Consider the following 24,401-nt stretch of genomic DNA (forward strand, 5'->3'; position numbering starts at 1 on the left):
AGCAAGCGAGTAACCCCGGTTACTCAAACAGGCGTATTAGAAAGTAGTTTTTAACAAAATCCTTACTGGAGATAAACTCATGAAGCTAAAGCAAATAGCAAAACACGTCGGGGCACTCGGTATCGCCGCTGGCTTAACCATCGCATCATTTAGTGCGCAAGCCGCAGACACCATTAAAGTCGGTGTATTGCATTCACTCTCAGGCACTATGGCAATTTCAGAAACAACACTAAAAGACACCGTATTAATGTTGATTGAAGAGCAAAACAAAAAAGGTGGTTTGCTCGGCAAGAAACTGGAAGCTGTTGTAGTAGACCCAGCGTCTAACTGGCCACTCTTTGCAGAAAAAACTCGACAACTTTTAGAAAAAGATAAAGTTGCCGCCATTTTTGGTTGCTGGACTTCAGTATCACGCAAATCAGTTTTGCCAGTGGTTGAAGAATTAAACGGCATCCTCTTCTACCCAGTGCAATATGAAGGTGAAGAGTCTTCCAAAAACGTTTTCTACACAGGTGCTGCACCAAACCAACAAGCAATTCCCGCTGTTGATTACCTGATGAAAGAAGGCAAGGTAAAACGTTGGGTACTTGCAGGTACTGACTACGTTTACCCACGCACCACTAACAAAATTCTTGAAGCCTACTTGAAAGCTAAAGGCGTTAAACAAGAAGACATCATGATCAACTACACACCATTCGGTCATTCCGATTGGCAAAATATCGTCGCTGAAATTAAACGCTTTGGTAGCGCTGGTAAAAAAACCGCTGTGGTTTCTACCATTAATGGCGACGCCAACGTTCCTTTCTACCGCGAATTGGGTAACCAAAAAATCAGCGCAACTGATATCCCGGTTGTTGCTTTCTCTGTAGGTGAAGAAGAACTCTCTGGTCTTGATGCTAAACCACTTGTTGGTCACCTTGCTGCATGGAACTACTTCATGAGCAGCGATGCAGCGGCTAACAAGGAGTTCATCGCCAAGTGGAAAGCCTACATTAAAAATCCAAAACGCGTAACCAACGATCCGATGGAAGCAACTTACATTGGTTTCAATATGTGGGTTAAAGCTGTGCAAAAAGCTGGCACTACAGATACCAACAAAGTTACTGAAGCGATCATTGGCCTTGAACAACCAAACTTGACTGGCGGCGTAAGCAAAATGTTGCCGAACCACCACATCACCAAACCAGTATTAATTGGTGAAATTCAAGAAGACGGCCAATTCCTGACTGTATCTTCAACTCCTCTGGTTCCAGGCGATGCATGGTCTGACTACCTAGAAGGCAGCAAAGATTTGGATTCAGATTGGATCACTTTGAAGTGTGGTAACTACAACACCAAAACCAAAAAATGTTTAGGTGCTGCATCTAAGTAACATCCACCCCTCCTCATCATTAAGGCTAGGTTAGCTGCGGTGAGGAGGGATTTTTTGATGTGATTTGCTTTATAAATTTATTACCTGAACTATTGAGCACAAGATGACGATTTTTATCTCACGTTTATTCAAACACTTGACCACAGCAATATTCTTAATGTGTTTAGCCATGTCTGGTTTTGCACAAACAGAAACTGAGACGGGTGTTTCGGTTACAGATTTTTCAGGTTTGGTACAACAACTGGCAACAGGTAGCCTTTCCGAACGTGGGCAAACGGTTAAACAGCTCGCAGCGTTAAACGATAAACGCAACACTAATGTTATTGCCGCACTCGAACAAGGTAACTTATATTCTGATCCAACGCTAAACAAAGTCGCCATCAAACACGAAGATGGAAACTTTTTTGATGCCATTACTCAAAGCGCCGTTAATAGCGACATTAGCAACTTTAAAAAAATTCCCGTGAATAACAGTCTGCGCAACCAACTTCGCAGTTTGTTAGCACAACTTAATTTAAGCAGCGAAGACGAAACTGTTCGCCTTTCTGCAGTAAAACGTTTATTAGCAGACGGTTTGGACGAAGATAGTGCTTCCATATTGGCAGCGCGTGTACAAGGTGAAACCAACACCAGCATTCAATCAGCAATGAATATTGCTCTCGCTCTATTTCAACTTAAAGATCCTGACGAACAAAATCGCATACTTGCGGTAGATCATTTGCGCGGCTCGCTCGAACCGGAAGCGCGCAGTGCTCTGACAGAAATATCCACTAGCGATGAAAGCGAAGCCGTGCGTAACACCGCAATATCTGCACTCAAATCTATTGAAAATACAATTAGCTACTACCGCTTTGCAGAAAATATTTTCTTCGGCCTGAGTTTGGGTTCGGTACTTTTACTATCAGCCATTGGCTTGGCCATTACATTCGGCGTAATGGGTGTAATTAATATGGCCCACGGCGAACTTATGATGATTGGCGCTTATTGCACTTGGGTAATTCAACAGCTATTCCCCAATCAAATTTCCTACAGCTTATTGATAGCGGTGCCTACGGCATTTTTAGTTGCTGGTGCAGTGGGCGTTGCGATTGAACGCGGTGTAATTCGCTTTTTGTACGGCAGACCGCTGGAGACATTACTCGCCACTTTCGGTTTGAGTTTAATTTTGCAACAAGCGGCACGTAGCATTTTTACTCCGCTTAACCGCGCAGTAAGCCTGCCAGAGTGGATGAGCGGTTCGCTCACCATTAACCCTGTTCTTTCGATTACCTATAACCGTTTATATATTTTGATTTTCGGCATCCTGATTTTTATTTTGCTGCAATTGATTTTGAAAAAAACATCGCTCGGTTTAAAAGTTCGCGCTGTATCACAAAACCGCACCATGGCACGCGCCGTTGGTGTGCGCGCAAGTTGGGTTGATGCACTCACATTCGGTTTAGGTTCCGGTATTGCCGGTGTTGCCGGTGTTGCACTATCACAATTAACCAATGTGGGCCCCAACCTTGGCCAAGCTTATATCATCGATTCATTTATGGTGGTGGTGTTTGGTGGCGTAGGAAATTTGTGGGGCACATTAGTGGGCGCAATGGGCTTGGGCATTATCAATAAATTTTTGGAACCCTACGCAGGTGCAGTACTCGCCAAAGTATTAGTGCTGGTGTTGTTGATTTTATTCATCCAGAAAAAACCCAAAGGTATGTTTCCGCAGAAGGGGCGTGCGGCAGCGGATTAATATTGGGGGGATTATCAAATTAAATTTGAATCGAATTTATTTGGAAATCGTCATCCTCGCGCAGCGGGGATCCAGTTGTTGACGTTAATTTTTAAGCTGGATCCCCACTGCGCGAGGATGNATTAAACGTTATCGAGAGAATTAGATGCTAATTAAACGCTTACTATTAAACGATCGCGGTGGTGCCATAGTGCTGGCATTGATTGCAGCTATGATGGTGTTGATTCCCATTTTAAATCTCGCGGTGCCTGCATCCTCGCCTTTTCATGTTTCTACATTTACCGTCACCCTGCTCGGTAAATTTTTATGCTATGCATTGCTCGCCTTATCAGTCGATTTAATTTGGGGTTACTGCGGAATTTTATCGCTTGGCCAAGGTGCTTTTTTTGCGCTTGGCGGTTATGCGATGGGTATGTATTTGATGCGTCAGATTGGCGCGCGCGGTCAATATGGCAATGCGGAATTACCTGACTTTATGGTGTTCTTGAACTGGGATCACCTGCCCTGGTACTGGCACGGTTTCGATTCATTTGGCTTCACCTTATTAATGATTGTACTTGTGCCGGGTTTACTTGCATTTGTGTTTGGTTGGCTGGCGTTTCGTTCACGTGTGACCGGGGTTTATTTTTCAATTATCACCCAGGCATTAACCTACGCATTAATGCTCGCCTTTTTCCGCAATGAAATGGGTTTTGGCGGCAACAACGGTTTAACCGACTTTAAAGATATTTTGGGGCAACCCATAGCATCAGATGCAACCCGCATAGCCTTGTTTCTATCATCGGGCACTGCGTTAATTTTAGCCTACGTCGCTTGCCGCTATATTGTGACTTCACGCTTTGGTCGCATTGTGATTTCTATTCGCGATGCAGAAAGCCGCACACGTTTTTGCGGTTACAAAGTGGAATCTTACAAACTCTGGATTTTTGTTTTCTCATCAGTACTCGCAGGAATCGCTGGCGCACTTTATGTTCCGCAAGTGGGCATTATTAACCCCGGTGAATTTTCGCCACTCAATTCTATTGAATTAGTAGTTTGGGTTGCCACTGGCGGGCGCGGTACTTTGTTCGGTGCAATCGTTGGCGCATTCAGTGTTAACTACGGCAAAACTTTATTTACATCTTACTCACCCGAAACCTGGCTGTTTGCATTGGGCTCGCTGTTTGTGATTGTGACCTTGTTGCTACCCAAAGGCTTGGTCGGTTTATTTGGTCGCACTAAAAAATCTGAATCAGCACACGAAACGCTCGAAGAAGAAGCTCTCGACAATACAACTCCCGCAACTGGCGATACAAAAATTCTAGCGGAGCAAAAATGAACATGAACATCCTCGCTCACGCAAAACAAGCGCTGCCGGTTAAAGATCCGGACTTTAGCGCAGCACCCACCGGCTTTGGTAAAGATGTCGATAACTTCGGCAAACCATTGGATACCAGCAAGCGCACCATTTTGTATGTGGAAGGAATTACTGTTAGCTTTGACGGCTTTCGCGCGCTCAACAATCTCAATCTTTATATTGATGATGGTGAACTACGCTGCATTATCGGCCCCAATGGCGCGGGCAAAACCACCATGATGGATGTGATTACCGGTAAAACCAAACCGGATGCAGGTTCAGTTTATTTTGGTCAGCAAATTAATTTGCTTGAATTATCTGAACACCAAATTGCGCGCGGCGGTATTGGTCGCAAATTCCAAAAGCCAACAATTTTTGAAGCATTAACTGTGTATGAAAATTTGGAGCTTGCAACCGCATCTAACAAAGCAGTGTGGTGGACGCTAACCAAATCACTCACAGGCGAACAAAAATTTCGCATCGACGAAGTATTAGTACAAATCGGTTTAAAAGATCATCGCTACAGAAACGCGGGCGCCCTCTCCCATGGGCAAAAACAGTGGCTGGAAATTGGCATGTTGCTTATGCAAAGCCCGCGCGTATTGTTAGTCGATGAGCCCGTTGCGGGTATGACGGGCGAAGAAACCGAAAAAACGGCTGAACTTTTATTATCGCTCGCGGGAAAACATTCAGTGATCGTTGTCGAGCATGACATGAAATTTGTGCGCTCAATTGCACGCAAGGTCACGGTATTGCATCAAGGCTCGGTATTAACCGAAGGCACTATGGATCAAGTACAAAATGATCCCAAAGTAATTGAAGTCTACCTGGGCGAATAACAAAGAGCGGAGAGTAATAACAGTGCTACAAATTAACAGCATCAACCAATACTACGGCCAAAGCCATATTTTGTGGGACTTGTCGCTCAAACTTAAAGAAGGCACTTGCGGTTGTTTGATTGGCCGCAACGGCGTAGGCAAAACCACGCTTTTAAAATGCATCACTGGAATTTTACCCGTGCGCGATGGAGCCATAGAATTTAACGGTGAAACCATTAACAAATTTTCTACCGAAACCCGCGCTCGCTCTGGCATAGGCTTTGTGCCGCAAGGCCGTGAAATTTTCCCACTGTTAACGGTCGAAGAAAATTTAAAAATTTCACTCGGCGCCCGCAAAGACAAAGCTAAATCAATCCCCGCACAAATTTATGAATTATTCCCGGTATTAAAAGAAATGAAAAATCGTCGCGGTGGCGATTTATCGGGCGGGCAACAACAGCAACTCGCCATTGGCCGCGCACTAGTGCTAGATCCTAAATTATTAATTTTGGATGAGCCCACCGAAGGTATTCAACCAAATATTGTGCACGATATTGGCGAAGTTATTCGCAAGCTTAACCGTGAACTCGGATTAACCGTTTTATTAGTCGAACAAAAATTACCTTTCGCTCGCCGCGTTGCTGATGATTTTTTTATTATGGAAAAAGGCAGCGTAGTCGCAAACGGGCCGATTGCAGATTTGAATGATGATTTGGTGCAACGTTATTTAAGCGTTTAATTTTTAAACAATTTGAGCTCCGCCCGATACATTCCGCCAAAACCTTGCGATAAGTAGCGCAAGCTAAATACTTGCCGACGCCTTTTACGATGGCGCATCACAACACTCAAAAGACCTATTATTTGGGCGAGGCATCACCAAACCGCCACAAGGGGTGCAGCATACAGTCCCCACTTGTAATCGTTCAAAAAGTCGCCATATCGACATACAGTGATAAGGCGGTATGACATCGGCTGATATTAGAGGTAGAATGCCGCCCACTCGCTGACTTATGAGTAGCCTTCGCAAGAAGAGCTCAAGGTTAAGCGACCGGGGGCGTTATGGATTCGACGCTGGTAACAAAGCCCAAGGTGCATGTCGTGATGACAGCCAATCACGTTAATCCAAAGCTGTACTTGAATAGTCGCAAACGACGATTCTTACGCTTTAGCAGCTTAATCGCTGCTAACGGTCTCTAACAAGGTGCCAGTACCGCGTTAAAGCCCGTCATATAGAACTGGATCGCAGCAAAGCAAGCCTGGGGCGGCGCTGCTAAAACTTAACAGGATCGCTTGTATCGTCCTGCCTGTTGGGCTGATATGAGTTAAACCAATAAACGGACCTAAACATGTAGAGCCGCGGATGGAGTGCTGGCGGACGGGGGTTCAACTCCCCCCGCCTCCACCAATAACAAAACCCTTGTCACGAAAGTGACAAGGGTTTTTTATTGGCCGCGAAGCGGGGTGTGTTGAATGCACAAAAGTCCGGGGTTGACCGCCATGGATGGCGGAAATGCAGAAAACGCAGGAGCAGTTTTCTGCCAAAAAATAATAATGAGCAATTTTTGCACAGCGAAGCTGCCCGAAGGGCGAGGCACAAGGATGTGCCGAGTGAGCTCCCCCCTTTTCCTTTTCCAGAGTTATTCACGGAACTTTCTGCTGTTATTAGATGTAATTGACGACACATAAAAAATAAGAGTTACTAGGCCGTTAAGAAGCTTTGTCTGCTTTGTCTGCTTTGTCCCCAATGACGTAGTTTTCTCGATATGCATGACTGAAATGGTCGATGTTGATGAGTAACCATTCCAATCTCGAAGAATTTCGCAGATTGGAGGTCTCATTTTATAAAAAAGGACGCGTTGTCACCATTACGGTAGTAAATTAGGACCTGTGAGGGCACAGCATCAAGAGGAAGTCATGGTTAAAAACATTATCGCGCTTGCGACGCTGACGTTAGCGATTTCAGGCTGTGCAACTTATCAGAAAGTACAGAACCAAGTCACCAAATCCGTTCAAGAAACCGAAGCTGTCGATAGCGGTGAATCGCTGCCCTCCACTTGCCAAGAAGCTATAGAATTAATTGCTAGTACGCTCGATGAAGAAAGCCTAAAGACTCTGAAAGAAACAAAAAAGGAGGATTTGGCAATGTTCCATTTCTCGTGGGGTATGGGAATTCGTAATGGTTACGGGTTGTGGTCAAAGAAATCGCCGATTCGCCTTTCGTGCGCTAAGCGAATTGGGAAAAAAGACATACACCCTGATAATGCATCAGGAATAATCATGGAAGAAGTTTGGCGGATTGTTAATGGAATTTAAACAACAATAGAAAGATGGCCTTCCCGTTACATTTTTCCGTTCCGTTTTGCTCCGCTATAGGGGAAGAACAAATAAAACGCGGTTTATTGAGGTATTGAAAATGAAAATCTACATTTTCGCAATAACTGCGATTATTAGCGGGTGCGCTTCGTTCAATGAAAACACGTTATTTTTCGGTGAAATCGAATCAATAAATACCGAACCATTGGAAGTGGATGGAGAGGCCGAAGTTGTTGTGCGCATCGACAAGGGTGAGACAATCAGATTTTTCGTCACTTCGTGTAATCCGCCTGCTGGGTGCAGTAAAAAAACGGTTGATCTCCTTTCTAGGGCATCCCTACAACATGGAGCGCGAGTTGAAGTATCGGCCTATCTGTGGCGCCATCCGAAAGGTTCAAAGTACATTATTGAAAAACCAAATGGATACATCAAAAAAATTTAACAATGTGTTAAAACACCCCTTCGGCGCTTTGCGCCGCTACTGACAGTTGTCGTAGCGCATTTAGAGGCGGAAGGGACATCCATAACATTCGTTGGCTTATGCAATTTGGAGTAATAACTTTGAAAATAAAGCTTTTGTTTTTCCTATTGAACCTAATGTTGTTTAGCTCATACGTGAATGCGGGAAATGACCGTAGCATCGCCTATGCTCAACAAGATACGCCGGGTGCGATTGTGGTTGTTAGTATATTTGAACACGGAAAGAAATATGTGGCTTCAGTGAATGGTTTTGGAACTGAAACATTTGAGAAAACTATTCTAATAGACAAGCAATATTTTGACAGCTTATGGGTTTTGGCAACATCCGAAGAAATAAGCAAATATACATTCATACCAACTCCAAAGGACCGTATGGCTACACCGCAGTTTCGTACAATGACATTAGAAGACTCGAAGGGCATGAAAAAGCAGTTTAAAATACCTCACTCTGAATCGAATAAATCAGCTGAGGAATTAATAAGTGCCATCAAAGATTTAATGTCAAAATAGAAGCTAACAAGCGACTATGGTTAATTGCTTGCCGCAACGTCCGCTTTTGGCCGATCAGTAAAACTAAGACTTTTACGCGTAATTCAAGTGACTTTTATCGCAGCATTAGCTGGTTGCACCGGTGAAACAGTCACTAACTCTTTTAATAACTATTCAGAAATGCAAGCTTCGGGTATTTTTGAGAAAGGTTGGTTGCCGAGCTATTTACCTAAATCAGCAACTAACATTAGAGAAAGCCATAATTTGGATTCAAATATTGTTAATGCATCATTTACCTTTGAATCTACAGACGTTGAGTCTTTAAAGGAAAATTGTAAGCTTTCTAAAGAAACAGAAAAGGTCTATATTTTTTCATGTGAAATTGGCGAAAATGTTGCCAATTTAAACCTTTTTAAAAACGGTAAAGCTGAATACAAAAGTGTTCCAAAGTAAAAAATTTAACAAGTCGCTCAAGCATCGCGCACTTCGTGCGCTGGACATTTTTTAGGTCGCAGTTTTGTGGTTTTGCTGCGCAAAAGTATTCCACAAAACTACAACTTAATAACTGCCGCTTAGCTCGGCGTTATAGCTCAGGAGCAACCGTGAATAAATTTCTTCTTGTGTTTTTACTTTTGATGATGTCTTTTTCTGCAATTGCAGACACCAAATCAGATGAAGCTATTTCAAAAGCTCTAGTCGGTGAATGGAAATGGAATAAATCTTTCGAAGGTTGCAAGGAAAATGGTGTCGCTGCATTCAAATTGAATGGCACATATACAATTACAACGGAAGACTGTTCTATTGCTGACGACGGTTTTGGTTACTTTCATTATGGTTGGTTTGTTTCCAATAATTACATCTGCTTGGCTTATGATGAAAGACAATCAAATGAAGTTAAACCTACAAAGAAAGAACTAAAAACTTTCCTAAAAAATAAGAAGGCCGAGGGCTTTAATAAGCGAGATTGTATCTGGGAAGTGTTAAGTTATACGTCAAAAGCATTCACTCTAAAACATACATGGGACAATGACGGGAAGCCTGTCGAGGAAGTCTTTATTCTTAAAAAGTCAAGGTGGCTATAACAAGTCGCTCAAGCTTCGCACCTTCGGTGCTGGACAGCTTTTAAGTCGCAGTTTTGTGGTTTTGCTGCGCAAAAGTATTCCACAAAACTGCAACTTAAAAACTGCCGCTTAGCTCGGCGTTATGAAAAGGATCTACCAATGAATAAAATTATAATTACTTTGGTTTCTTTTGCGCTTTGTGCCTGCGCGAATAAAAACAGTGTATCTGAATATAGTTCATGGAAAGGCTCGTCAGCTTATTCTCCGAAAATACATAATTTCTCAAGCTATTATTCGAATCTAAAGAATAGAAAGGTAATTCACAAAGAATCATTTATCGGAAATTTTACTTTGTACTACAGCCCAACAAAAATTGACGAAAATACTGTTGTTGTCCCACAAGTCCATTGTTTTTCTGCTGAATTGGAATCTACGCACCCCGTGGCGCCAACTGATGAAATAAAATGTAAGTATTCGGAAACAATTAAATATTACGCTAAAAATCTAGCATTCTTTTTCAATTCAGAAAAAGCTAAAGAGGATTCAGAAATTTTCAATATTGCTTATAAGTGGTACAGTCAGTTTGGAGAAAATCAATTTATTACGAAAATTATAGAGGTTGAGAATTTATATTATATACATTCATCAGGGAGCGGCTGCGCGCCTAGTTATAGAGTAATTAGAAATAATTTAGGTGATTATATCTTTGAGCAGGAAGAAGTAATGATTTGTTCATAACAAGTCGCTCAAGCACCAGTCGCTTCGCTCCTTGGACAGTTTTTAAGTCGCAGTTTTGTGGTTTTGCTGCGCAAAAGTATTCCACAAAACTACAACTTAAAAACTGCCGCTTAGCTCGGCGTTAGGCATCATGAAAACAACTATTTATGCATTTGTATTCGCAACTTTAATCCAACTACCGTTGGGGTATTTTTTTGTTTCACTTGAAAGCTTAGTTTTGGGGCATGGTTTTATTGGTGTCGCAAATGGTATTGGGTTCTACTTATTATCGGTATTATTTGTATCATGCACTGTAATTTTATTATTCGGCCTTCCTGTTTATTTTGTGCTTAAAAACTTTAGGTTAAATACAACATTGAATATTGCCATTGTAGGTTTTCTTATTCCATTAATAATTTTATCCGTTTTAAATTTCGGTATTACCAGCTACGAAGGTTATTCTGCTGGGGAAAACTACTATGGAACTTATAGAGAAACTTTTGTAGGCGGAACTAGAACTATATGGGGTTGGGTGAAATTATTCGAGGAAATATTGACCTTTGGCATTCATGGCGTTGTCGGTGCAACTATATTTCATAAAGTGTATCTCGGAAAAGGTAAAGCCTAACAAAGCAATTCGCTACGCTCACTGTATCGCAAAATCACAACTTGAAACCGCCGCTGAACTCGGCGTTAGGCATTGTCATGACGAAACTATATTTCCTTTTACTTACATCAATTTATTCGTGTGCTCTTAATGCCGCTGAATTGGGGAATAAAAAAAATATTAAAATTCCAATTAGTAAAGAATGTAAATCAGCATTTTACGGGCCTCCAATTGCATTCGTAGGAGGTACAAAGTTTAAACGACCTAAATATGAACTGTGGGATACTTCAACCCCCAAAGCCATGTCCTACAAAGATGTTAGAAGTTCGGTTATGCTTTATGTTGAAAGAGACGGTCGGCATATAGCAGCCATTGATCCAAGTGGGAAGCTCCTTTGGGTTCGTAATCCTTTTGAAGAAAGTAAAGAATGCCCTTATAGAACACCTCGGCCAATCATTGAAAAATTGGAATCAATAGACGTGCCGGAGGAAATTGCAGCGGTTTATAAAAATCAAAATTTCAACGTGAGCCATAGTTTTATAAGGGTTACTTTTGACTCGTCTCAATTTGGTCTTTTGGATCTAGTAACTGGTGATTATTTTTTTGAAGGGCAAAATTAACCTTTAAAGTGCAGCCTGACAAGCGGCTATGGCAAGGGCGCTGTTATGGCCACAACTTGATGAAGGTTATTAAGCTTTCATGAATGTCTGCTTTTGGCCGATTGATCTCAGTTTTAGAGTAGTTAAATAATGATGACTTGGTTGCGAGTTGCGTTTTCTGATTTTGTAGGGTAAGCGCAATCCTATTTGCACTGTAGCCAATTGATAACTTGGTTTTAATCTATGATTGGAATCTTGAATGTATTTATTTTAATCATGCAGATTGTGTTGCTTGTAGTTTGGCTATGGTCGTATGCAGCAATTTCTGCATATCTTCATGAAAAGAAATAAGAATTGGATTCTTTAGTAATATGAAAGACAGCAGCAATCAAAAACACCCAAACAATAAGATGTGGAACATCCTTGCGGTATTTCTATTTATATCTGTCTTGGATGGCCTGTATATCGTATTTGCTGCTAAACAGGACTCATTCCACTACATATTTAACATCACATCTGTAATCTTTTTCCTAATAGGATCAATAGGGGTGTTTGCATATTCAAATAATAAGGCAATATTTAACCGGCAATTTTGGGTAACCTCCTTTTATATGTATTGCTTATTCACAGTTTTTTATAATGTCCACTGTTTTCAACATCACAGCTTACCAAGCGTCAGTGAATCAGTAATAAATTCGTTTATAAACCTTGGCATCAAAGCTTTGCTTACTTTTTACGTTCTATATCGTTATGCTTTTGTCAAAAACTCATTTTAATAAATGTCACAAGCGACTATGAAAAAATGTTTTAGCTGTAATTTGAGTTTTTTACTTTTGTAGGGTAAGACTAGTAAAAACTGAATTGCTTAATAGCTAATGGTATTAAGATTTATAGATCCTTACAAAAGTTTTACTTCTTGGACTTTAGGGTGCATCAGTAAAACCTCCTAAATTGGCATGTTAATGGTTGCCGCAGCCCAGTATACAAACGAAATTTTCAGGTAAGTTTCTTATTCGAATTCAATATTTGCCACCGGATGGTTTAGTCATTAACTATAACGCTCCTGTCGGTACACTCGAACCACATTTTATAGTGCGAGCCGGGTGGCGAATCAATAGTTTACTATTTGACGGACCAGTTATGGAAAGGTTAATAGTCTTCATATGCTATCTGCTCGAATAGAATTACTATCCCCTAAGCGGAGTAGGATAATTGACATTTCGGATCTCTACAATATCTAGTGGTTTGCAAGTACTCAACACAACCACGCAAAATTGGCAAGGGTAATTAAGCGCTAGTGTTAATTATTGCTTTTAAAATAAATCAATTTCTTATTGAGACTGAAAGTAAATATTTATTAGGAATAATGGTCTGCTGCACTCGAAACATATTTCGACTTATAATTTTTATCAAAAGAGGATTGAAACATGAACTTGATTACCGCAGATGACCTTAAAACTGAAACATACACACGCGCCGATATGATGTCATTAGATTTCTGGGTGGGAAATCGAATTGCCAATCCTCGTGATGGTGCGATAGATAAGTTCAACATCCGTGCATTAGTTAATTTTAACGATGCATTCATTCTTGATACCCTGATAATGTTTCCGCGTCTTGCTGTTGGCTCGGTGGATTCATATACACTTGAGATCCCTCCTGCATGGCAGCGACTTATTTCTATTGAATTTTTGTACGAGGAGGTCGTTCAGGGTGAGGTATTAAGGCGTGCGGCAATTTGGTCGAATCCACCACATAATCTTCGAACACCTGAAATAAGTTGGTATGGTAGGAGTAGTATGGCAATTTATAACGGTGTTTACGAAGCTACACTTGTTCGCACCTTCGGCGGCAGTCCAAAAGACGATACAAAAGATATTCTCAGGGTTAATAAAGTATTAACAAAAGAAAAGTGTGGTCCGGATAGCCCTGGTTATCTATGGTACATTGAAAATGCAGTACCAACGGAAACGTGGGAGGTCACTCTTGCGCGCTCTTCTTATGGCGTGATTGGTCAGCCCCCCCGTGAAGACATCGTGAAAAAGACTGTGAGAAATGGCAGCCTGCGCTTAGATTGTTCGAACTATGGATTTTATGGGCCTTTAATTAGCTACTCAATCATTGACGAACGTAAACTATAACGATAAACGTCAATCTGACGAAGAAGTTTGTTCTTAAAATAAAAGAGATTTCCGCGGTAAAATCCAGTCTTAGCAGGCGCTCAAGGTTGGCGCGACGAAATGTCTGCTTATGGCCGAATCTGAGCATTGACTGACCGTATAGTTAGAGCACTTACCTCTAGAGTAAAACCAAGAACTCAATATGAAATACTTTAGCTTAATACTGACTATTTTAATTTCAGGGTGCGCACCCCATTTCTATAAAGCAGAATCTCTAATCCTTTCGTCAAAGGATTTAGCCGTCACCGAAAGCAAAAACCTTAGTCAAGATTGCATATCAGAAAAAATAATCCCTAAAACCTATACTCTAAAAAGGGAGAAATATAATTTAGAATTTGAAGTTGTGGCTCTCCAAGTTGGTGTTAGGTTAATCTCTGATGATCCGGAAATATCGCTCGCCACCAACGGGCTTGAGAAAAATGATTCACGCATTACAAAAATTTCTAGCAAATTTCCAATGTACGCTCCAATACCTAACAGCAAAAAATTAGAAATAAGCGTGCTTAAGCTAAACAATCCTATGGCGGTGGAGCTATTAAATATCGATTCAATTTCCTGCAAAGCAGTCACAGTTGATGCGATTTGAGCCTTGCCAATAAACATTTACAATGATGAACCTGCCCCACACCTAACGCAGAAAACTTAGCTGCGCAAAAGCACCCCACGAAACCACAACTTAAAAACTGCCGTTTAACGTCAGGCAATCAAGGAAATGTTATGAGTTGGGATATATCAATCATGAAGTTCTCCCGGCAGTTTGAGTCTGTTGCTGATATTCCGGACGATGAGAAGTTACAGGTACTTGGTACACGCTCTTCAGTCCGCGAAACGATCTCGTCCATATTCCAGGGAACAAACTGGAGTGGCCCCGCGCGGGGAGTATGGAATAGTCACAGCGGTTCAATAGAATTCAATCTCGGCGAAAACGATCCATCTGAAGGCGTGAGGCTGCAAGTGCGCGCGGGAAAAGAGGTAGCCCCATTAATCGTCGAGCTATGCCTGTCAAACGGTTGGCAGGGCTTTGATTACAGCTCCGGTGACTTCATTGAAAAAAGCGAAGCTCCCGAGAGCGGGCATGAGAGTTGGTCTTCTTACCGGGATCAAGTAATTGGCAGCGATGAATAAATGAATATGACATATGATGAATTCAATGAATTTTGCTGCTCTCTAACTGCAACATCATATGTTGTTCAGTGGTGAGCATCTCATGTTTGGAAAGTGGGCGGTAAAGTGTTTGCTATTGGAGGCTGGGAGAAATCAAGGGGGCCGGCATTTTCATTTAAAACATCAAATCTCAATTTTGAAATTTTAAAAGAAGAACCGGGATATAGACCCGCACCTTACCTTGCTTCTCGTGGTATGAAATGGATACAAATGTATGAGTCAGTTCGTGATAATGACGGTGAATTACAAAAATATTTAGAGAGCTCGTATCGAATAGTTGCTTCAAGTTTAACGAAGAAAAAACAAAAAGAACTTGGAATCAGTATTTAGGATAAATGTCAGGCTAGACGAAACTTTTTAATGTCCGCTTTGGCTGGACACAAACTTTGGCGGCTTGATACAGCACACTCAAGATATTGCTAAGAAGCTAGCAGAATTTCACGCCAGGATTATTCAAAACGCCTGAATCCAAACTCCCCTGCTTCTGCGTCTTATCATTTAATACCCAATAACTGAGGACGCAAAATGAAAGTATTTTTAACAGCTGTGCTCCTATTTATTCCCATAGCACCTACCCACGCAGGCACATTTATAACTGAAGAAATTCAATTTACCAGCCATAACACGCAACTCTTCGGCTCCATAGTGCGCCCTAAGGAAAAAGAAATACGCGCTGCTGTAGTATTTGTTCATGGCTCCGGCAAACAATCCAGGAATCTAAAATGGGCAGAAAAATTTGCGGCTGAAGGAATTGCGACGCTGGTGTACGACAAACGTGGTGCTGGAAAATCAGGCGGGAATTATGAAAGCAACCAAAGCGTTAGCGAGAAAAACATAAACTTGTTAGCGGATGATGCGGTTGCGGCTGTAGAAGCGCTTTCGAAGCAAAGCGCTTTAAAAAACGTGCCTTTGGGTTTAACGGGAATTAGTCAAGCAGGTTGGATTGTGCCCATAGCGGCAGAGAAAAGCTCGGCGGTAAAGTTTATGGTTCTATGGAGCGGACCGGTTTGCAAAGTGAGTGAAGAGGATATTTTTAGTCAATATAACGCTGACAAAGACTCAAACAACGTACCAACTTACGACGACGCCCTAAGCGCAAGAAAAGTAAAATATGTATGGCCCGATTTTTTAGGTAAAGATTCTGACCCAGCAGATAATTTGCGAAAATTGAACATTCCGGGTCTCTGGATATTTGGCGGCAATGATGGCAGCGTGCCAGTGGATCTTTCTATTAAACGACTCGATTCTATTAAGCAATCTGGACATGAATATAACTATGTTTTGTTTTCCGGTTTGGGGCATAACAATATGGAAGAAACTTTTACTATAGCAAGCGATTGGATTTTACGATTAGTAAAGTAAAATTTATGCTATCTATCGTCAAACTGATAATTAGATACCCGCCCCTCTCGCTCTTTGGCTGTTAGGTTGTTGATACAACCCAGCCCAATAATCACGCTATTGAATGCGTTAATTGGTTCTCGTTTTAATTCTATGCTGCAAACTGAAATTGGCAATTTACAGCCAGCCTCAGACAATTGATAAGCAAACAATTTCCTTGAAATATTTTTTCCAAAATATAGTGGCAAATGTCAACACGACAACAAAAACACAACCGCAGACGCCCAAGCAATTGAGTTTATAAACCATCTTCCAGAGCAAAGGTTTTAGCGGTAAGCTTTATCGTAAGCGACGTCAGAATCAATTTATCTGGTGCACCTCTTGGCTGACCTGCACTATGATTTTAAAAAACTGAAGAGGAGATATCGAATGGGTGATTTACAGGTTCAAAGAGCAATTGGTATCTCTGGGCTCCTTATGGGGCTATTAGTAGTCGTTACAATTCCACTTTATTTTATTTATTCAGGGCCGCCTCCAGTTTGGAATGTACTCACTCGCTCTCTCCTTTCACTGGTGTTTTGTGCTTTTATGATTATTTTCATATCTGGACTTAGCAGCTTGATTCGTAGAGCGGACTCCTCCCTTGATTGGGTTGCTTCAATCGTATATGGCTCAGGAATCTTGTTTATCGGTCTTTCATTTGTGTCAATTGCGCATGAGGCAGGTGTTGTATTTGGCGCTCCCGATGGCTCACTTGATCCAACTACCGATGGAACATTGGCGCATGCAAACATACTAATTCATGGCTCCATCAAACGCTTACTAACAGTAGTAATGCTTGCTTTTGCTGGTTACGCTATACACCGCTCCAAAATATTATCAGCCTGGGTTGGTTGGAGTGCTTATTTTGTAGCTTTCTGCAATTTGTTGTTTGTTCCAGCACTTTTTTTCGGAACCGATGTTACAAGATTTTATAGTGCGCATGGGTGGGGTAATTCAGCTTTAGTTGGAAGCTTACTTGGCTATTGGATTGTAGCAGTAGGTATAGCTTCGTTTAAGCGACGCTCTTAAAAGCGATCAAACATTAATAATTAGAGTCAAAGATTGGCGAATGCCAGCTTAATGGCGGTGTGGAAAATTATTGTCGGGTTGAGCCAAATCCAGATGACGCTGAGCAAACTGAGAGTTTGGGCTGTACAATTGAATGCGGTGGAATCCACATTTAGGGCAATTTAAATGTTCAAGAAACTTCCGTTTAGCCACGTCAAGATCAAGGAGAAAATATGGGTTACGATTTACATATTACCCGCAAAGAATGTTGGGCAGATGAAGAAGATGAAGGATTAATATCCAGAGCTGAGTGGAAAGCTTATGTAGAAGCCGATCCTGATGTTACCCCTGACCCAGACAACCCACATGAGGATTATTATGTGTATGTTAGGGATGCAGAAAGTTGGCCGCTATGGTTTAACCCGCGGTTAGGAAATATTTATACAAAGAATCCACCCGATGATGTTATAGAAAAAGTTGTAAAAATCGCCGCGATTCTTAAGGCTAGAGTCCAAGGAGATGATCAGGAATTCTATGATTTGGATGGCAATATGATAAAGCCACAGGAGCAACTTTCGTCCATAAATGAGAGCAAAAACATCAACTCTTACGACCATTATGTTTGGTATTTTTGCGCAGTTGTATTCGTAATTTCCATTATTTGGCATACGTTTAAGTAACAATTCCTCCGAGTTTTTCAACAATAATGTCCGCGCTTGGCCGAAGTGTTTATTTACATGGAGAAAGCTCTTAACTACTGTGTAAAACCACCACAACATTTTAAATAAAGAACACGAACTTCCAGAAAAAAGCTTTTAGCGGTAAGCTTTGAAAACGCGTCGTTATTGGTGGCGCATTTTACGTCTACTCAGCATGTAATAAGGAGATATAACAATGAGATTCGTTTTTAAAGCTCTGGTTGTAATATTCATCTCTACACTAATGTGGGGCTGCAGCACCGTTAAACCTACACACACCCCTACTCAATCTCCGACTCCAAACAATGTGGAGCGGGCTGCTTATGTGGAGACCGGTAAAGCCTCGTTCTATGCCGAAGAGCATCAATCGAAGAAAACTGCTAGCGGGGAGATCTACGATTATCAATTGAATACAGCAGCCCATAAAACATTACCTTTTGGTTCACAGGTAAGGGTTACCAATGTGGATAACGGAAAAAGTGTTGTCGTGAAAATTAATGATCGCGGCCCATTTATAAAAAATCGCATACTGGATCTTTCAAAGGCTGCATTTAAAAGTATCGCTGATACATCGTCCGGTGTAATTGAAATTAAAATTGAAGTTATTGAATGACCACGAGATATAGTAAATGTCAAAAATTAATTGCATAACCCCATTTGTGCCCGCTAAAGATTTTGAATTATCACTACGCTTTTATACCGACTTAGGTTTCACAAAAGTTGTAGCCATAGAAAATGCTATTCGCTTAGGGATGGAAGGAAATGGCTTTTGGCTGCAAAATTATTACGTTGAGGAATGGGCAAACAATGTCATGCTTTGCTTGTATGTTGATGACATAGAATCATGGTGGTCCAAGATTAATTCTCTTAATATTAAGGAACGATTCGGTGACACTGCAAGAGTGCTTTCCTCACCCCATGATCAGGAAGGGGGCCGCATGATGCAAATAACAGATCCCTCTGGGGTGTTATGGCATATTCGGGAAGGCATTTAGGGAAGATATTTAGACCAGGCATTTATAAGAGGGTATTTAGAAATCATTGAACTTGAGATTCTTTATTTTTCTTTTAAAAACCAGTCATCGCGATAAGTCTTTACAAGATCTGGCCAAAAGACCGTTAAAGCGGTTGCAATGGTGCCGTTGATAAAACCTTCGGGAAAAGCCAAGAGTAAGAAAGAGAAAAAATGCTCTTTGATAACATCGAAATAAATTTCATCTGATGTAACCGCAAATAATAAGTAGGCGCTAATGTCAGTAAGGACGCAGCTGGCGATAGCGCCAAAAAAACCGACACCCAAAAAGTAGGTAAAAGGATTTTTGAATTTCCAATGATTAACACACCAAATTACGCAGCACGTCCAGCCAACGGGAACAACAACGCTTAAACAAAAATCAACCGGTATGGTACTGGGATGAATTTGAGAGAGTGTAGTGACTAGACCAACGGAAGTGCCGTATAAACTTATTTGAAATATTTTTAACACTACCAGGGCTGCAGCGCCAATTAGTATGGCGAGCCCCCAACCGAATACCATGGTAGTAACAGTCATTAGCATGACGTGAAACGCCATGGTGTCTTGCACATGTGCTTGCATTAACCAAAAAATTGCCAATCCAAGTATTGCTGCAAATAACGCGTGTTGGCGAGTTGGTAATGCCAATAATTGCGACCAGGCGGCGCGCCAACTCGCAGCACCCAGTACTGCAAGTGTGACGCAAAAGCAAACCCAAAATAATAATCCGGCAGGTGGCAGTAAAATATTCATATATTCCACTCAAGCATCGGGAGCTGGATGTGAATCTTATCCCAAAGCCAAAGCTTGCGCGCTATAAATTGCGTGTGTTCGCGAACAGCGATATAGATTAAGTTTGGTTAGGCTCAACTGCTGCGTTACTCGTGGTTTAAACGGGGCGAAGCCTATGAAAGATTCAATAACTATTACCAAAGCGTGTTTCGACGCCTATGTACGAAAAGATCGAGCCGCTATCGAATTGCTTATTAACGATGAGTTTAGCTTTACGAGTCCGCTGGATAATCGCATTGATCGAAAAACTTACTTTGAGCGCTGCTGGCCCAACAGCGAGCATATTACGGAATTCAAATTTATCACTCTTGCGCCTCATGAAGATAAAGTTTTTGTGACCTATGAAGGCAAAAGCACCGGCGGCGAAGTTTTTAGAAACACCGAAGTTTTCACCCTGCGCGGGGAAAAAATCATTGAAGTTGAAGTTTATTTTGGTTGGTCATTACCTCATAAGGCGCCTGACCATGGCTTCCTGGAGAATTAATTATTGCAATAAGCCGCTTTTAGCATTTAACCGCCAAATTTTCACTAGTTTGTTCAGTAAATGTCGATTAATGGATTTTCCATTCGACTAGTTGTGTAAGCATGATTAATGCTGCATGAGGCGCAAATCTCATTACACCAAACGTCAAAGAAAACCAGACTCGCCAGGAAGTTTCCCATGTCAAATATTCCGAAGAACCCTACTCCTTTGAACGCGCTGCCACCCATCGTCACCCAAGCCAAATGGCTAAAAAGCCACGAGGCATTATTAGCAAAAGAAAAAGCCCATACGCGTGCAGGCGATGCCCTGGCTGCTGAGCGTAGACGCCAGCCGATGGTGCAGGTAACCAAAAAATATAAGTTCAATAATGAAGATAGTGAGCTTGGCTTACTTGATTTGTTTGAGGGCCGCCGACAACTAATTGTGTATCACCACATGTTAAAACCTGCGGATAAATCGCCTTGCCCCGGTTGTTGCATGTTTACGGACATGGTTAGCCACCTGGCGCACTTGAATGCTCGCGATACTACTTTTGCATTAGTTTCGCGCGCCCCCATTGATGAAATAGTGCCTTTTAAAAAGCGTATGGGTTGGGATATTCCCTGGCACTCCAACAGCGACGATTTCAACGCTGATTTCATGGTAACTGACGGCTTCGGTTTGAATATTTTTTTACAAGATTCCGAAAATATTTATCACACCTACTTTACTACGGGTCGCGGTGTAGAGCATTTGGGAAACGTTTGGACTTTTCTTGATTTAACCCCTTTGGGGCGACAGGAAAAATGGGAAGTATCGCCTTCAGGTTGGCCGCAAACTGCACCTTACCAATGGTGGAAATTACATGATGACTATGAAAACAAAATGCAAACTAATTGCTGCGATTCTAATTAGGTTTATGCGCCGTTAGAAAAGTTTCTATGTTGGGCTTGCGTTTTAAGTGGGAACTAAACGATTAACTATTGCGTCTGCATCAGTAGTCCACATAAATGTTGGACCAAGGGAAATCAAACCTAAGGACACAATCGCTTTATTGGAGGTACCTATGGCCACAACTAGCCCTTACGGTGTTGAACGACGCCAGACGATTGATAGACGCGAAGAGAACTTACATGCAAAAACGCTATCGGTAGCAGATTGGATTGCCATGATATTGTTAATTGTCGGTGGTGTAAATTGGGGATTAGTAGGCTTACTCAACTTCGACTTTGTTGCGCAGTTGTTTGGCAGTATGAGCGCCCTCTCCCGTGCCGTTTATGTGTTGGTCGGCTTATCAGCCCTCTACACGATTTTTACCGCAACAAAAATGGCAACCCGAAGCTATTCATAAACGAGTCGTACAGGCTTTATGAAAAATATAGGTGGCATTTTCTCCACCTATATTTTCATTGCATACCCGAAACAGAGATTTAGATTAATCAGATTTTAAAACCCGATTACAGAAACATTTCCTTTCGATGAATGCAGTTTAACGACTTGGGTATTGGCATTTCGAGCACATTCGCCATTGCTCTTTAAAAGATTCCCGCTCAGCGTTTGCTCATCACTTAACTTTAATTCACATACGCTTTTCGCCGGAATGCGCAATGATATTTTTCCGTGATCATTTTTAGCTTCTATTAGAGAAAATTCGCTATTCGTCAGACTCACATTTATATCTCCATGAGCATCTTTTACAAGAACCTGGCGCACACTTCCATTTAAGAGGACATCTCCGTGGTCATTTACCAGACTGACCGATTCAAGACTAACTCGATTGAAATTTAAATTTCCATGATCATCGCGACTTGATAGCGTTTTTCCATGCCATTCATTAAAGGTTGAATCGACGTGAGCTTGATTTAGATCTGCTGTGGCAACCTTAGCCTTATTAATAATCAGGTTTCCGTGAGAACCATCGATTGTCAAATTCTCGCTTGTTATTTCATCAACCGCCAAATCCCCATGGTCACCATTTATTTTAATTAGCGGAGCATTCAATTCGTTTGATCTAAAATCTCCGTGGTCATATTGCAATGAAATCTTTTGACCGATGATTTTTTTGCTAACCAGGTCGCCATGGTCGATTGTCAAATAAAAAGATTTCGTTTTTACATCACCCAGATCAACATTTCCATGATCCACTTTTACTTTTAAACCTTCCAGGCTTTTTAGGTTCAGAATAACCTGAATTGATCGATTTACCTTGCAGCTACTCAACAAATTCCAATCACTTTGATTTGACTGGTTGTAAATCTTCAAGGTTGAAGCACCCGAAGAATCGCTCTCTAATGTATGCAAACAATTCTCTTTGCTACCCCAGATTAACTTTTGAGAAAATCTTATTTTAATGCCGTCTGCTTGCTGTTCGGAAATTTGGATATCGGCATGATCAAACGCCATCTCCAACGCTGAAATACGATTCAAACTGTATTCTTTATCCACTACGAAATTGTTTGAATCCGCAAAACAACCCGCCGACAAAACTAACGAAAGCAAACCCGTTGCACATTTACCTATTGATTTCATATTGATCACCTAATTTAATTTGGTTAACTATCCAAATAAGCTTTATCAGCAGCAGGGTCGGTGAAGCAAGAACATCACCTTTCAGTCAAAAACGGCTGCAATTCCTACTTCGCTCGTATTATTTTTTTGGTCATACCAAGGCTTAGAAAGCATAAGTAAAGAATTGGATTCACTTAAGATTAAAAATATTTAGGCGGATCAAGACAAGCTTGTATAGCGGAACCAACTTCGCTAATACTTTCAGGGACTTACCCAGTGAACAAACGTTTTTAAATGTAAAGAAATATTAGCATCCGTAACTTGCAGGCCGCATCAGTGGAATTTTAATTAATCCCCGTTTAAGCTCCCTGCCTCTAACTCAAGAGGTATCCATGATGCGAAATATAAAAACCGTACTCTTAGGTGGGCTATTACTTTCTTCACCACTCTCCCACGCCGATTTTTTTGACGACTTTAATAATAACTCGGTAGAAGGCTGGCAAACCTTTACGGGTGATGGCGACGCGAAGCTGAAATTTTTACCTATGGATGGCTTTGCGCGTATGCAAGTGGATGCAACTAAAGACCAACACAATATTTATTGGACAATTATCAAGCGCGACGTTTCCAAATCGCTGGACATGGAAAAGCTGAAAAGCCCCGATTATGAATTACGTGTAGAAGCGCGCGTTCGTCCAAGCGCTTCGCCACGCCGTGTTAACTTTATGATTAACACGCAACGCACTACTGATTTTCATGAACACTTGCGCGAGTATGACCTTGGATTAAAACCGGATTGGCAAGTGATTAGCATGACGACACGCAACTTTGATGCAGTGCCGGGTGATCAAGTAAATGTGCAACTTAGCGTAACCGATTGGGGTTTGGGCGAACATTATTTAGATGTTGATTATTATCGCGCCGAAGTCGTTAAGGTGAAAAATGCAAAGCCGGATGTGGGTGAGCCGCTTGTTTATCATCCGCCGATTCCTGCACTCGATACTTTTAAACAACATGTAAAAGTAAAACACGATGCAACAATAAACTCTGCGTTTCCTTTAGTTAATTTCAACAATTGGAAATCTGACGACGCACGGGTGTTAACGGTGAGTGCGGGCCAATATCCTTTGTTGCGCTGGGATCTTCAAAACTATAGCGGTAAAAAAGCTAAGGGGGCTGGGGTATTAGAACTCACTACACAATCAGTACAAAAAGGTGGTGATTATATTGGCGCTCTGGGAGAAGATTTTGGTATTGAATTTGATAAAGTACGCGTGTTTGAAATTTTGGGTGGCGATACAAATTGGCAACAAAACAGCGTGACCTTTGCGAGCTTTACGCAAGGGAAAGATTTGCAATCTACCATTAATGGCCAAATGATTTTTGATACAGATGTCGCGCAAGCCGGTGGTAAAACATTGGTTACTATTCCACGCCCGGTTATGCAGCGCATAATCGATGGCACTACGCATGGACTGTTATTGCAACCACTTGGCGCATTGGAAGTTTCGTTTTACGATTCTGAACACGGCGATGGCAGCCAGGCACCTAAGTTGCATTTCAGCACACGCGCTGATTAATATTCTGAATCGTTTTTACTACAGTTTTTTGCAGAGAAGCATCTGATAGTCAGGTGCTTGCTCATCTAACCTTATTATTAATC

At 41.6% G+C, this 24,401-nt stretch carries 28 protein-coding genes and 1 other RNA gene; 27 read left to right on the forward strand and 2 right to left on the reverse strand.

Annotated features, from left to right (window positions below):
* Positions 1-79: 79 nt before the first annotated feature.
* The 23 genes from urtA (at position 80) to IE104_RS10510 (ending at position 18,955) form a co-directional block, all read left to right on the forward strand.
* On the forward strand, positions 80-1,372 hold the full coding sequence (gene urtA, locus IE104_RS10400) for an urea ABC transporter substrate-binding protein (RefSeq protein WP_189418066.1): 1,293 nt from the start codon (positions 80-82) through the stop codon (positions 1,370-1,372).
* A 169-nt stretch (positions 1,373-1,541) separates the two neighbouring features.
* Positions 1,542-3,107: an urea ABC transporter permease subunit UrtB gene (urtB, locus tag IE104_RS10405; protein WP_189418067.1), complete on the forward strand. Its 1,566-nt coding sequence runs from the start codon at positions 1,542-1,544 to the stop codon at positions 3,105-3,107.
* A gap of 145 nt (positions 3,108-3,252) precedes the next feature.
* Positions 3,253-4,425 carry an urea ABC transporter permease subunit UrtC gene (gene urtC / locus IE104_RS10410; RefSeq protein WP_189418068.1) on the forward strand — a complete coding sequence of 391 codons (1,173 nt, stop codon included), beginning with the start codon at positions 3,253-3,255 and terminating at the stop codon, positions 4,423-4,425.
* A gap of 2 nt (positions 4,426-4,427) precedes the next feature.
* Positions 4,428-5,282 carry an urea ABC transporter ATP-binding protein UrtD gene (urtD, locus tag IE104_RS10415; protein WP_189418452.1) on the forward strand — a complete coding sequence of 285 codons (855 nt, stop codon included), beginning with the start codon at positions 4,428-4,430 and terminating at the stop codon, positions 5,280-5,282.
* Positions 5,283-5,304: 22 nt separating this feature from the next.
* Positions 5,305-6,000 carry an urea ABC transporter ATP-binding subunit UrtE gene (gene urtE, locus IE104_RS10420; protein WP_189418069.1) on the forward strand — a complete coding sequence of 232 codons (696 nt, stop codon included), beginning with the start codon at positions 5,305-5,307 and terminating at the stop codon, positions 5,998-6,000.
* Positions 6,001-6,311: 311 nt separating this feature from the next.
* Positions 6,312-6,666, forward strand: a transfer-messenger RNA (tmRNA) gene (gene ssrA / locus IE104_RS10425).
* 509 nt (positions 6,667-7,175) lie between these two features.
* Entirely contained in the window at positions 7,176-7,574 is a 399-nt protein-coding gene (locus IE104_RS10430; protein ID WP_189418070.1) for a DUF6794 domain-containing protein, read from the forward strand.
* A gap of 100 nt (positions 7,575-7,674) precedes the next feature.
* A complete protein-coding gene (locus tag IE104_RS10435) occupies positions 7,675-8,016 on the forward strand; it encodes a hypothetical protein (RefSeq protein WP_189418071.1) in 342 nt (113 codons plus the stop codon).
* 119 nt (positions 8,017-8,135) lie between these two features.
* Positions 8,136-8,564, forward strand: coding sequence for a hypothetical protein (locus IE104_RS10440; protein WP_189418072.1), 429 nt, complete (start codon positions 8,136-8,138; stop codon positions 8,562-8,564).
* Positions 8,565-8,651: 87 nt separating this feature from the next.
* Entirely contained in the window at positions 8,652-8,996 is a 345-nt protein-coding gene (locus IE104_RS10445; protein ID WP_189418073.1) for a YbbD-related protein, read from the forward strand.
* 149 nt (positions 8,997-9,145) lie between these two features.
* Positions 9,146-9,625 (forward strand): hypothetical protein, encoded by a 480-nt coding sequence (locus IE104_RS10450; protein ID WP_189418074.1) that lies wholly within the window; start codon positions 9,146-9,148, stop codon positions 9,623-9,625.
* 138 nt (positions 9,626-9,763) lie between these two features.
* Complete coding sequence (locus IE104_RS10455) at positions 9,764-10,342, forward strand: hypothetical protein (protein ID WP_189418075.1); 579 nt, start codon at positions 9,764-9,766, stop codon at positions 10,340-10,342.
* Between the two features lie 130 nt (positions 10,343-10,472).
* Positions 10,473-10,949 (forward strand): hypothetical protein, encoded by a 477-nt coding sequence (locus tag IE104_RS10460; protein WP_189418076.1) that lies wholly within the window; start codon positions 10,473-10,475, stop codon positions 10,947-10,949.
* 77 nt (positions 10,950-11,026) lie between these two features.
* The gene (locus IE104_RS10465) at positions 11,027-11,548 is read left to right on the forward strand and encodes a hypothetical protein (RefSeq protein ID WP_189418077.1); all 522 of its coding nucleotides are present in this window, start codon (positions 11,027-11,029) and stop codon (positions 11,546-11,548) included.
* A 1,406-nt stretch (positions 11,549-12,954) separates the two neighbouring features.
* Positions 12,955-13,668 (forward strand): hypothetical protein, encoded by a 714-nt coding sequence (locus IE104_RS10470; protein ID WP_189418078.1) that lies wholly within the window; start codon positions 12,955-12,957, stop codon positions 13,666-13,668.
* A gap of 181 nt (positions 13,669-13,849) precedes the next feature.
* Complete coding sequence (locus tag IE104_RS10475) at positions 13,850-14,293, forward strand: hypothetical protein (protein WP_189418079.1); 444 nt, start codon at positions 13,850-13,852, stop codon at positions 14,291-14,293.
* Positions 14,294-14,424: 131 nt separating this feature from the next.
* Positions 14,425-14,832 carry a hypothetical protein gene (locus IE104_RS10480; protein WP_189418080.1) on the forward strand — a complete coding sequence of 136 codons (408 nt, stop codon included), beginning with the start codon at positions 14,425-14,427 and terminating at the stop codon, positions 14,830-14,832.
* Between the two features lie 93 nt (positions 14,833-14,925).
* Positions 14,926-15,201 carry an MmcQ/YjbR family DNA-binding protein gene (locus IE104_RS10485; protein ID WP_229837776.1) on the forward strand — a complete coding sequence of 92 codons (276 nt, stop codon included), beginning with the start codon at positions 14,926-14,928 and terminating at the stop codon, positions 15,199-15,201.
* A gap of 195 nt (positions 15,202-15,396) precedes the next feature.
* On the forward strand, positions 15,397-16,233 hold the full coding sequence (locus IE104_RS10490; RefSeq protein WP_189418081.1) for an alpha/beta hydrolase family protein: 837 nt from the start codon (positions 15,397-15,399) through the stop codon (positions 16,231-16,233).
* Between the two features lie 408 nt (positions 16,234-16,641).
* Entirely contained in the window at positions 16,642-17,283 is a 642-nt protein-coding gene (locus IE104_RS10495) for a hypothetical protein (protein WP_189418082.1), read from the forward strand.
* Between the two features lie 212 nt (positions 17,284-17,495).
* Complete coding sequence (locus IE104_RS10500; RefSeq protein ID WP_189418083.1) at positions 17,496-17,942, forward strand: hypothetical protein; 447 nt, start codon at positions 17,496-17,498, stop codon at positions 17,940-17,942.
* Between the two features lie 214 nt (positions 17,943-18,156).
* Complete coding sequence (locus tag IE104_RS10505; protein ID WP_189418084.1) at positions 18,157-18,573, forward strand: septal ring lytic transglycosylase RlpA family protein; 417 nt, start codon at positions 18,157-18,159, stop codon at positions 18,571-18,573.
* A 16-nt stretch (positions 18,574-18,589) separates the two neighbouring features.
* Positions 18,590-18,955, forward strand: a complete 366-nt coding sequence (locus tag IE104_RS10510; RefSeq protein ID WP_189418085.1) for a VOC family protein — start codon at positions 18,590-18,592, stop codon at positions 18,953-18,955.
* A 62-nt stretch (positions 18,956-19,017) separates the two neighbouring features.
* Here the strand turns inward: IE104_RS10510 and IE104_RS10515 are convergent, their stop codons facing one another.
* Positions 19,018-19,728: a hypothetical protein gene (locus tag IE104_RS10515; protein ID WP_189418086.1), complete on the reverse strand. Its 711-nt coding sequence runs from the start codon at positions 19,726-19,728 to the stop codon at positions 19,018-19,020.
* Between the two features lie 154 nt (positions 19,729-19,882).
* Here IE104_RS10515 and IE104_RS10520 point away from each other — a divergent pair, with 154 nt between their 5' ends.
* From IE104_RS10520 to IE104_RS10530, 3 genes are all read left to right on the forward strand, one after another.
* Positions 19,883-20,251, forward strand: a complete 369-nt coding sequence (locus IE104_RS10520; protein WP_189418087.1) for a nuclear transport factor 2 family protein — start codon at positions 19,883-19,885, stop codon at positions 20,249-20,251.
* 177 nt (positions 20,252-20,428) lie between these two features.
* Complete coding sequence (locus IE104_RS10525; protein ID WP_229837777.1) at positions 20,429-21,145, forward strand: DUF899 domain-containing protein; 717 nt, start codon at positions 20,429-20,431, stop codon at positions 21,143-21,145.
* Positions 21,146-21,296: 151 nt separating this feature from the next.
* On the forward strand, positions 21,297-21,581 hold the full coding sequence (locus tag IE104_RS10530) for a DUF378 domain-containing protein (RefSeq protein ID WP_189418088.1): 285 nt from the start codon (positions 21,297-21,299) through the stop codon (positions 21,579-21,581).
* Between the two features lie 95 nt (positions 21,582-21,676).
* On the opposite strand, the gene IE104_RS10535 is transcribed toward IE104_RS10530, so the two are convergent.
* Positions 21,677-22,759, reverse strand: coding sequence for a DUF4097 family beta strand repeat-containing protein (locus IE104_RS10535; protein ID WP_189418089.1), 1,083 nt, complete (start codon positions 22,757-22,759; stop codon positions 21,677-21,679).
* Between the two features lie 371 nt (positions 22,760-23,130).
* Between IE104_RS10535 and IE104_RS10540 the strand changes: the two genes are divergently transcribed.
* On the forward strand, positions 23,131-24,318 hold the full coding sequence (locus IE104_RS10540; protein ID WP_229837778.1) for a hypothetical protein: 1,188 nt from the start codon (positions 23,131-23,133) through the stop codon (positions 24,316-24,318).
* Positions 24,319-24,401: the final 83 nt, after the last annotated feature.

The sequence above is a fragment of the Cellvibrio zantedeschiae genome, from assembly GCF_014652535.1.
Classification (GTDB): Bacteria; Pseudomonadota; Gammaproteobacteria; order Pseudomonadales; family Cellvibrionaceae; genus Cellvibrio; species Cellvibrio zantedeschiae.

Excerpts from the sequence above, each read along its gene's own strand:
- urtA (WP_189418066.1), top strand. The coding sequence starts at position 80 with ATGAAGCTAAAGCAAATAGCAAAACACGTCGGGGCACTCGGTATCGCC.
- urtB (WP_189418067.1), top strand. The coding sequence starts at position 1,542 with ATGTCTGGTTTTGCACAAACAGAAACTGAGACGGGTGTTTCGGTTACA.
- urtC (WP_189418068.1), top strand. The coding sequence starts at position 3,253 with ATGCTAATTAAACGCTTACTATTAAACGATCGCGGTGGTGCCATAGTG.
- urtD (WP_189418452.1), top strand. The coding sequence starts at position 4,428 with ATGAACATCCTCGCTCACGCAAAACAAGCGCTGCCGGTTAAAGATCCG.
- IE104_RS10430 (WP_189418070.1), top strand. The coding sequence starts at position 7,176 with ATGGTTAAAAACATTATCGCGCTTGCGACGCTGACGTTAGCGATTTCA.
- IE104_RS10435 (WP_189418071.1), top strand. The coding sequence starts at position 7,675 with ATGAAAATCTACATTTTCGCAATAACTGCGATTATTAGCGGGTGCGCT.
- IE104_RS10455 (WP_189418075.1), top strand. The coding sequence starts at position 9,764 with ATGAATAAAATTATAATTACTTTGGTTTCTTTTGCGCTTTGTGCCTGC.
- IE104_RS10460 (WP_189418076.1), top strand. The coding sequence starts at position 10,473 with ATGAAAACAACTATTTATGCATTTGTATTCGCAACTTTAATCCAACTA.
- IE104_RS10465 (WP_189418077.1), top strand. The coding sequence starts at position 11,027 with ATGACGAAACTATATTTCCTTTTACTTACATCAATTTATTCGTGTGCT.
- IE104_RS10470 (WP_189418078.1), top strand. The coding sequence starts at position 12,955 with ATGAACTTGATTACCGCAGATGACCTTAAAACTGAAACATACACACGC.
- IE104_RS10475 (WP_189418079.1), top strand. The coding sequence starts at position 13,850 with ATGAAATACTTTAGCTTAATACTGACTATTTTAATTTCAGGGTGCGCA.
- IE104_RS10480 (WP_189418080.1), top strand. The coding sequence starts at position 14,425 with ATGAGTTGGGATATATCAATCATGAAGTTCTCCCGGCAGTTTGAGTCT.
- IE104_RS10490 (WP_189418081.1), top strand. The coding sequence starts at position 15,397 with ATGAAAGTATTTTTAACAGCTGTGCTCCTATTTATTCCCATAGCACCT.
- IE104_RS10495 (WP_189418082.1), top strand. The coding sequence starts at position 16,642 with ATGGGTGATTTACAGGTTCAAAGAGCAATTGGTATCTCTGGGCTCCTT.
- IE104_RS10500 (WP_189418083.1), top strand. The coding sequence starts at position 17,496 with ATGGGTTACGATTTACATATTACCCGCAAAGAATGTTGGGCAGATGAA.
- IE104_RS10505 (WP_189418084.1), top strand. The coding sequence starts at position 18,157 with ATGAGATTCGTTTTTAAAGCTCTGGTTGTAATATTCATCTCTACACTA.
- IE104_RS10510 (WP_189418085.1), top strand. The coding sequence starts at position 18,590 with ATGTCAAAAATTAATTGCATAACCCCATTTGTGCCCGCTAAAGATTTT.
- IE104_RS10515 (WP_189418086.1), bottom strand. The coding sequence starts at position 19,728 with ATGAATATTTTACTGCCACCTGCCGGATTATTATTTTGGGTTTGCTTT.
- IE104_RS10520 (WP_189418087.1), top strand. The coding sequence starts at position 19,883 with ATGAAAGATTCAATAACTATTACCAAAGCGTGTTTCGACGCCTATGTA.
- IE104_RS10525 (WP_229837777.1), top strand. The coding sequence starts at position 20,429 with ATGTCAAATATTCCGAAGAACCCTACTCCTTTGAACGCGCTGCCACCC.
- IE104_RS10530 (WP_189418088.1), top strand. The coding sequence starts at position 21,297 with ATGGCCACAACTAGCCCTTACGGTGTTGAACGACGCCAGACGATTGAT.
- IE104_RS10535 (WP_189418089.1), bottom strand. The coding sequence starts at position 22,759 with ATGAAATCAATAGGTAAATGTGCAACGGGTTTGCTTTCGTTAGTTTTG.
- IE104_RS10540 (WP_229837778.1), top strand. The coding sequence starts at position 23,131 with ATGATGCGAAATATAAAAACCGTACTCTTAGGTGGGCTATTACTTTCT.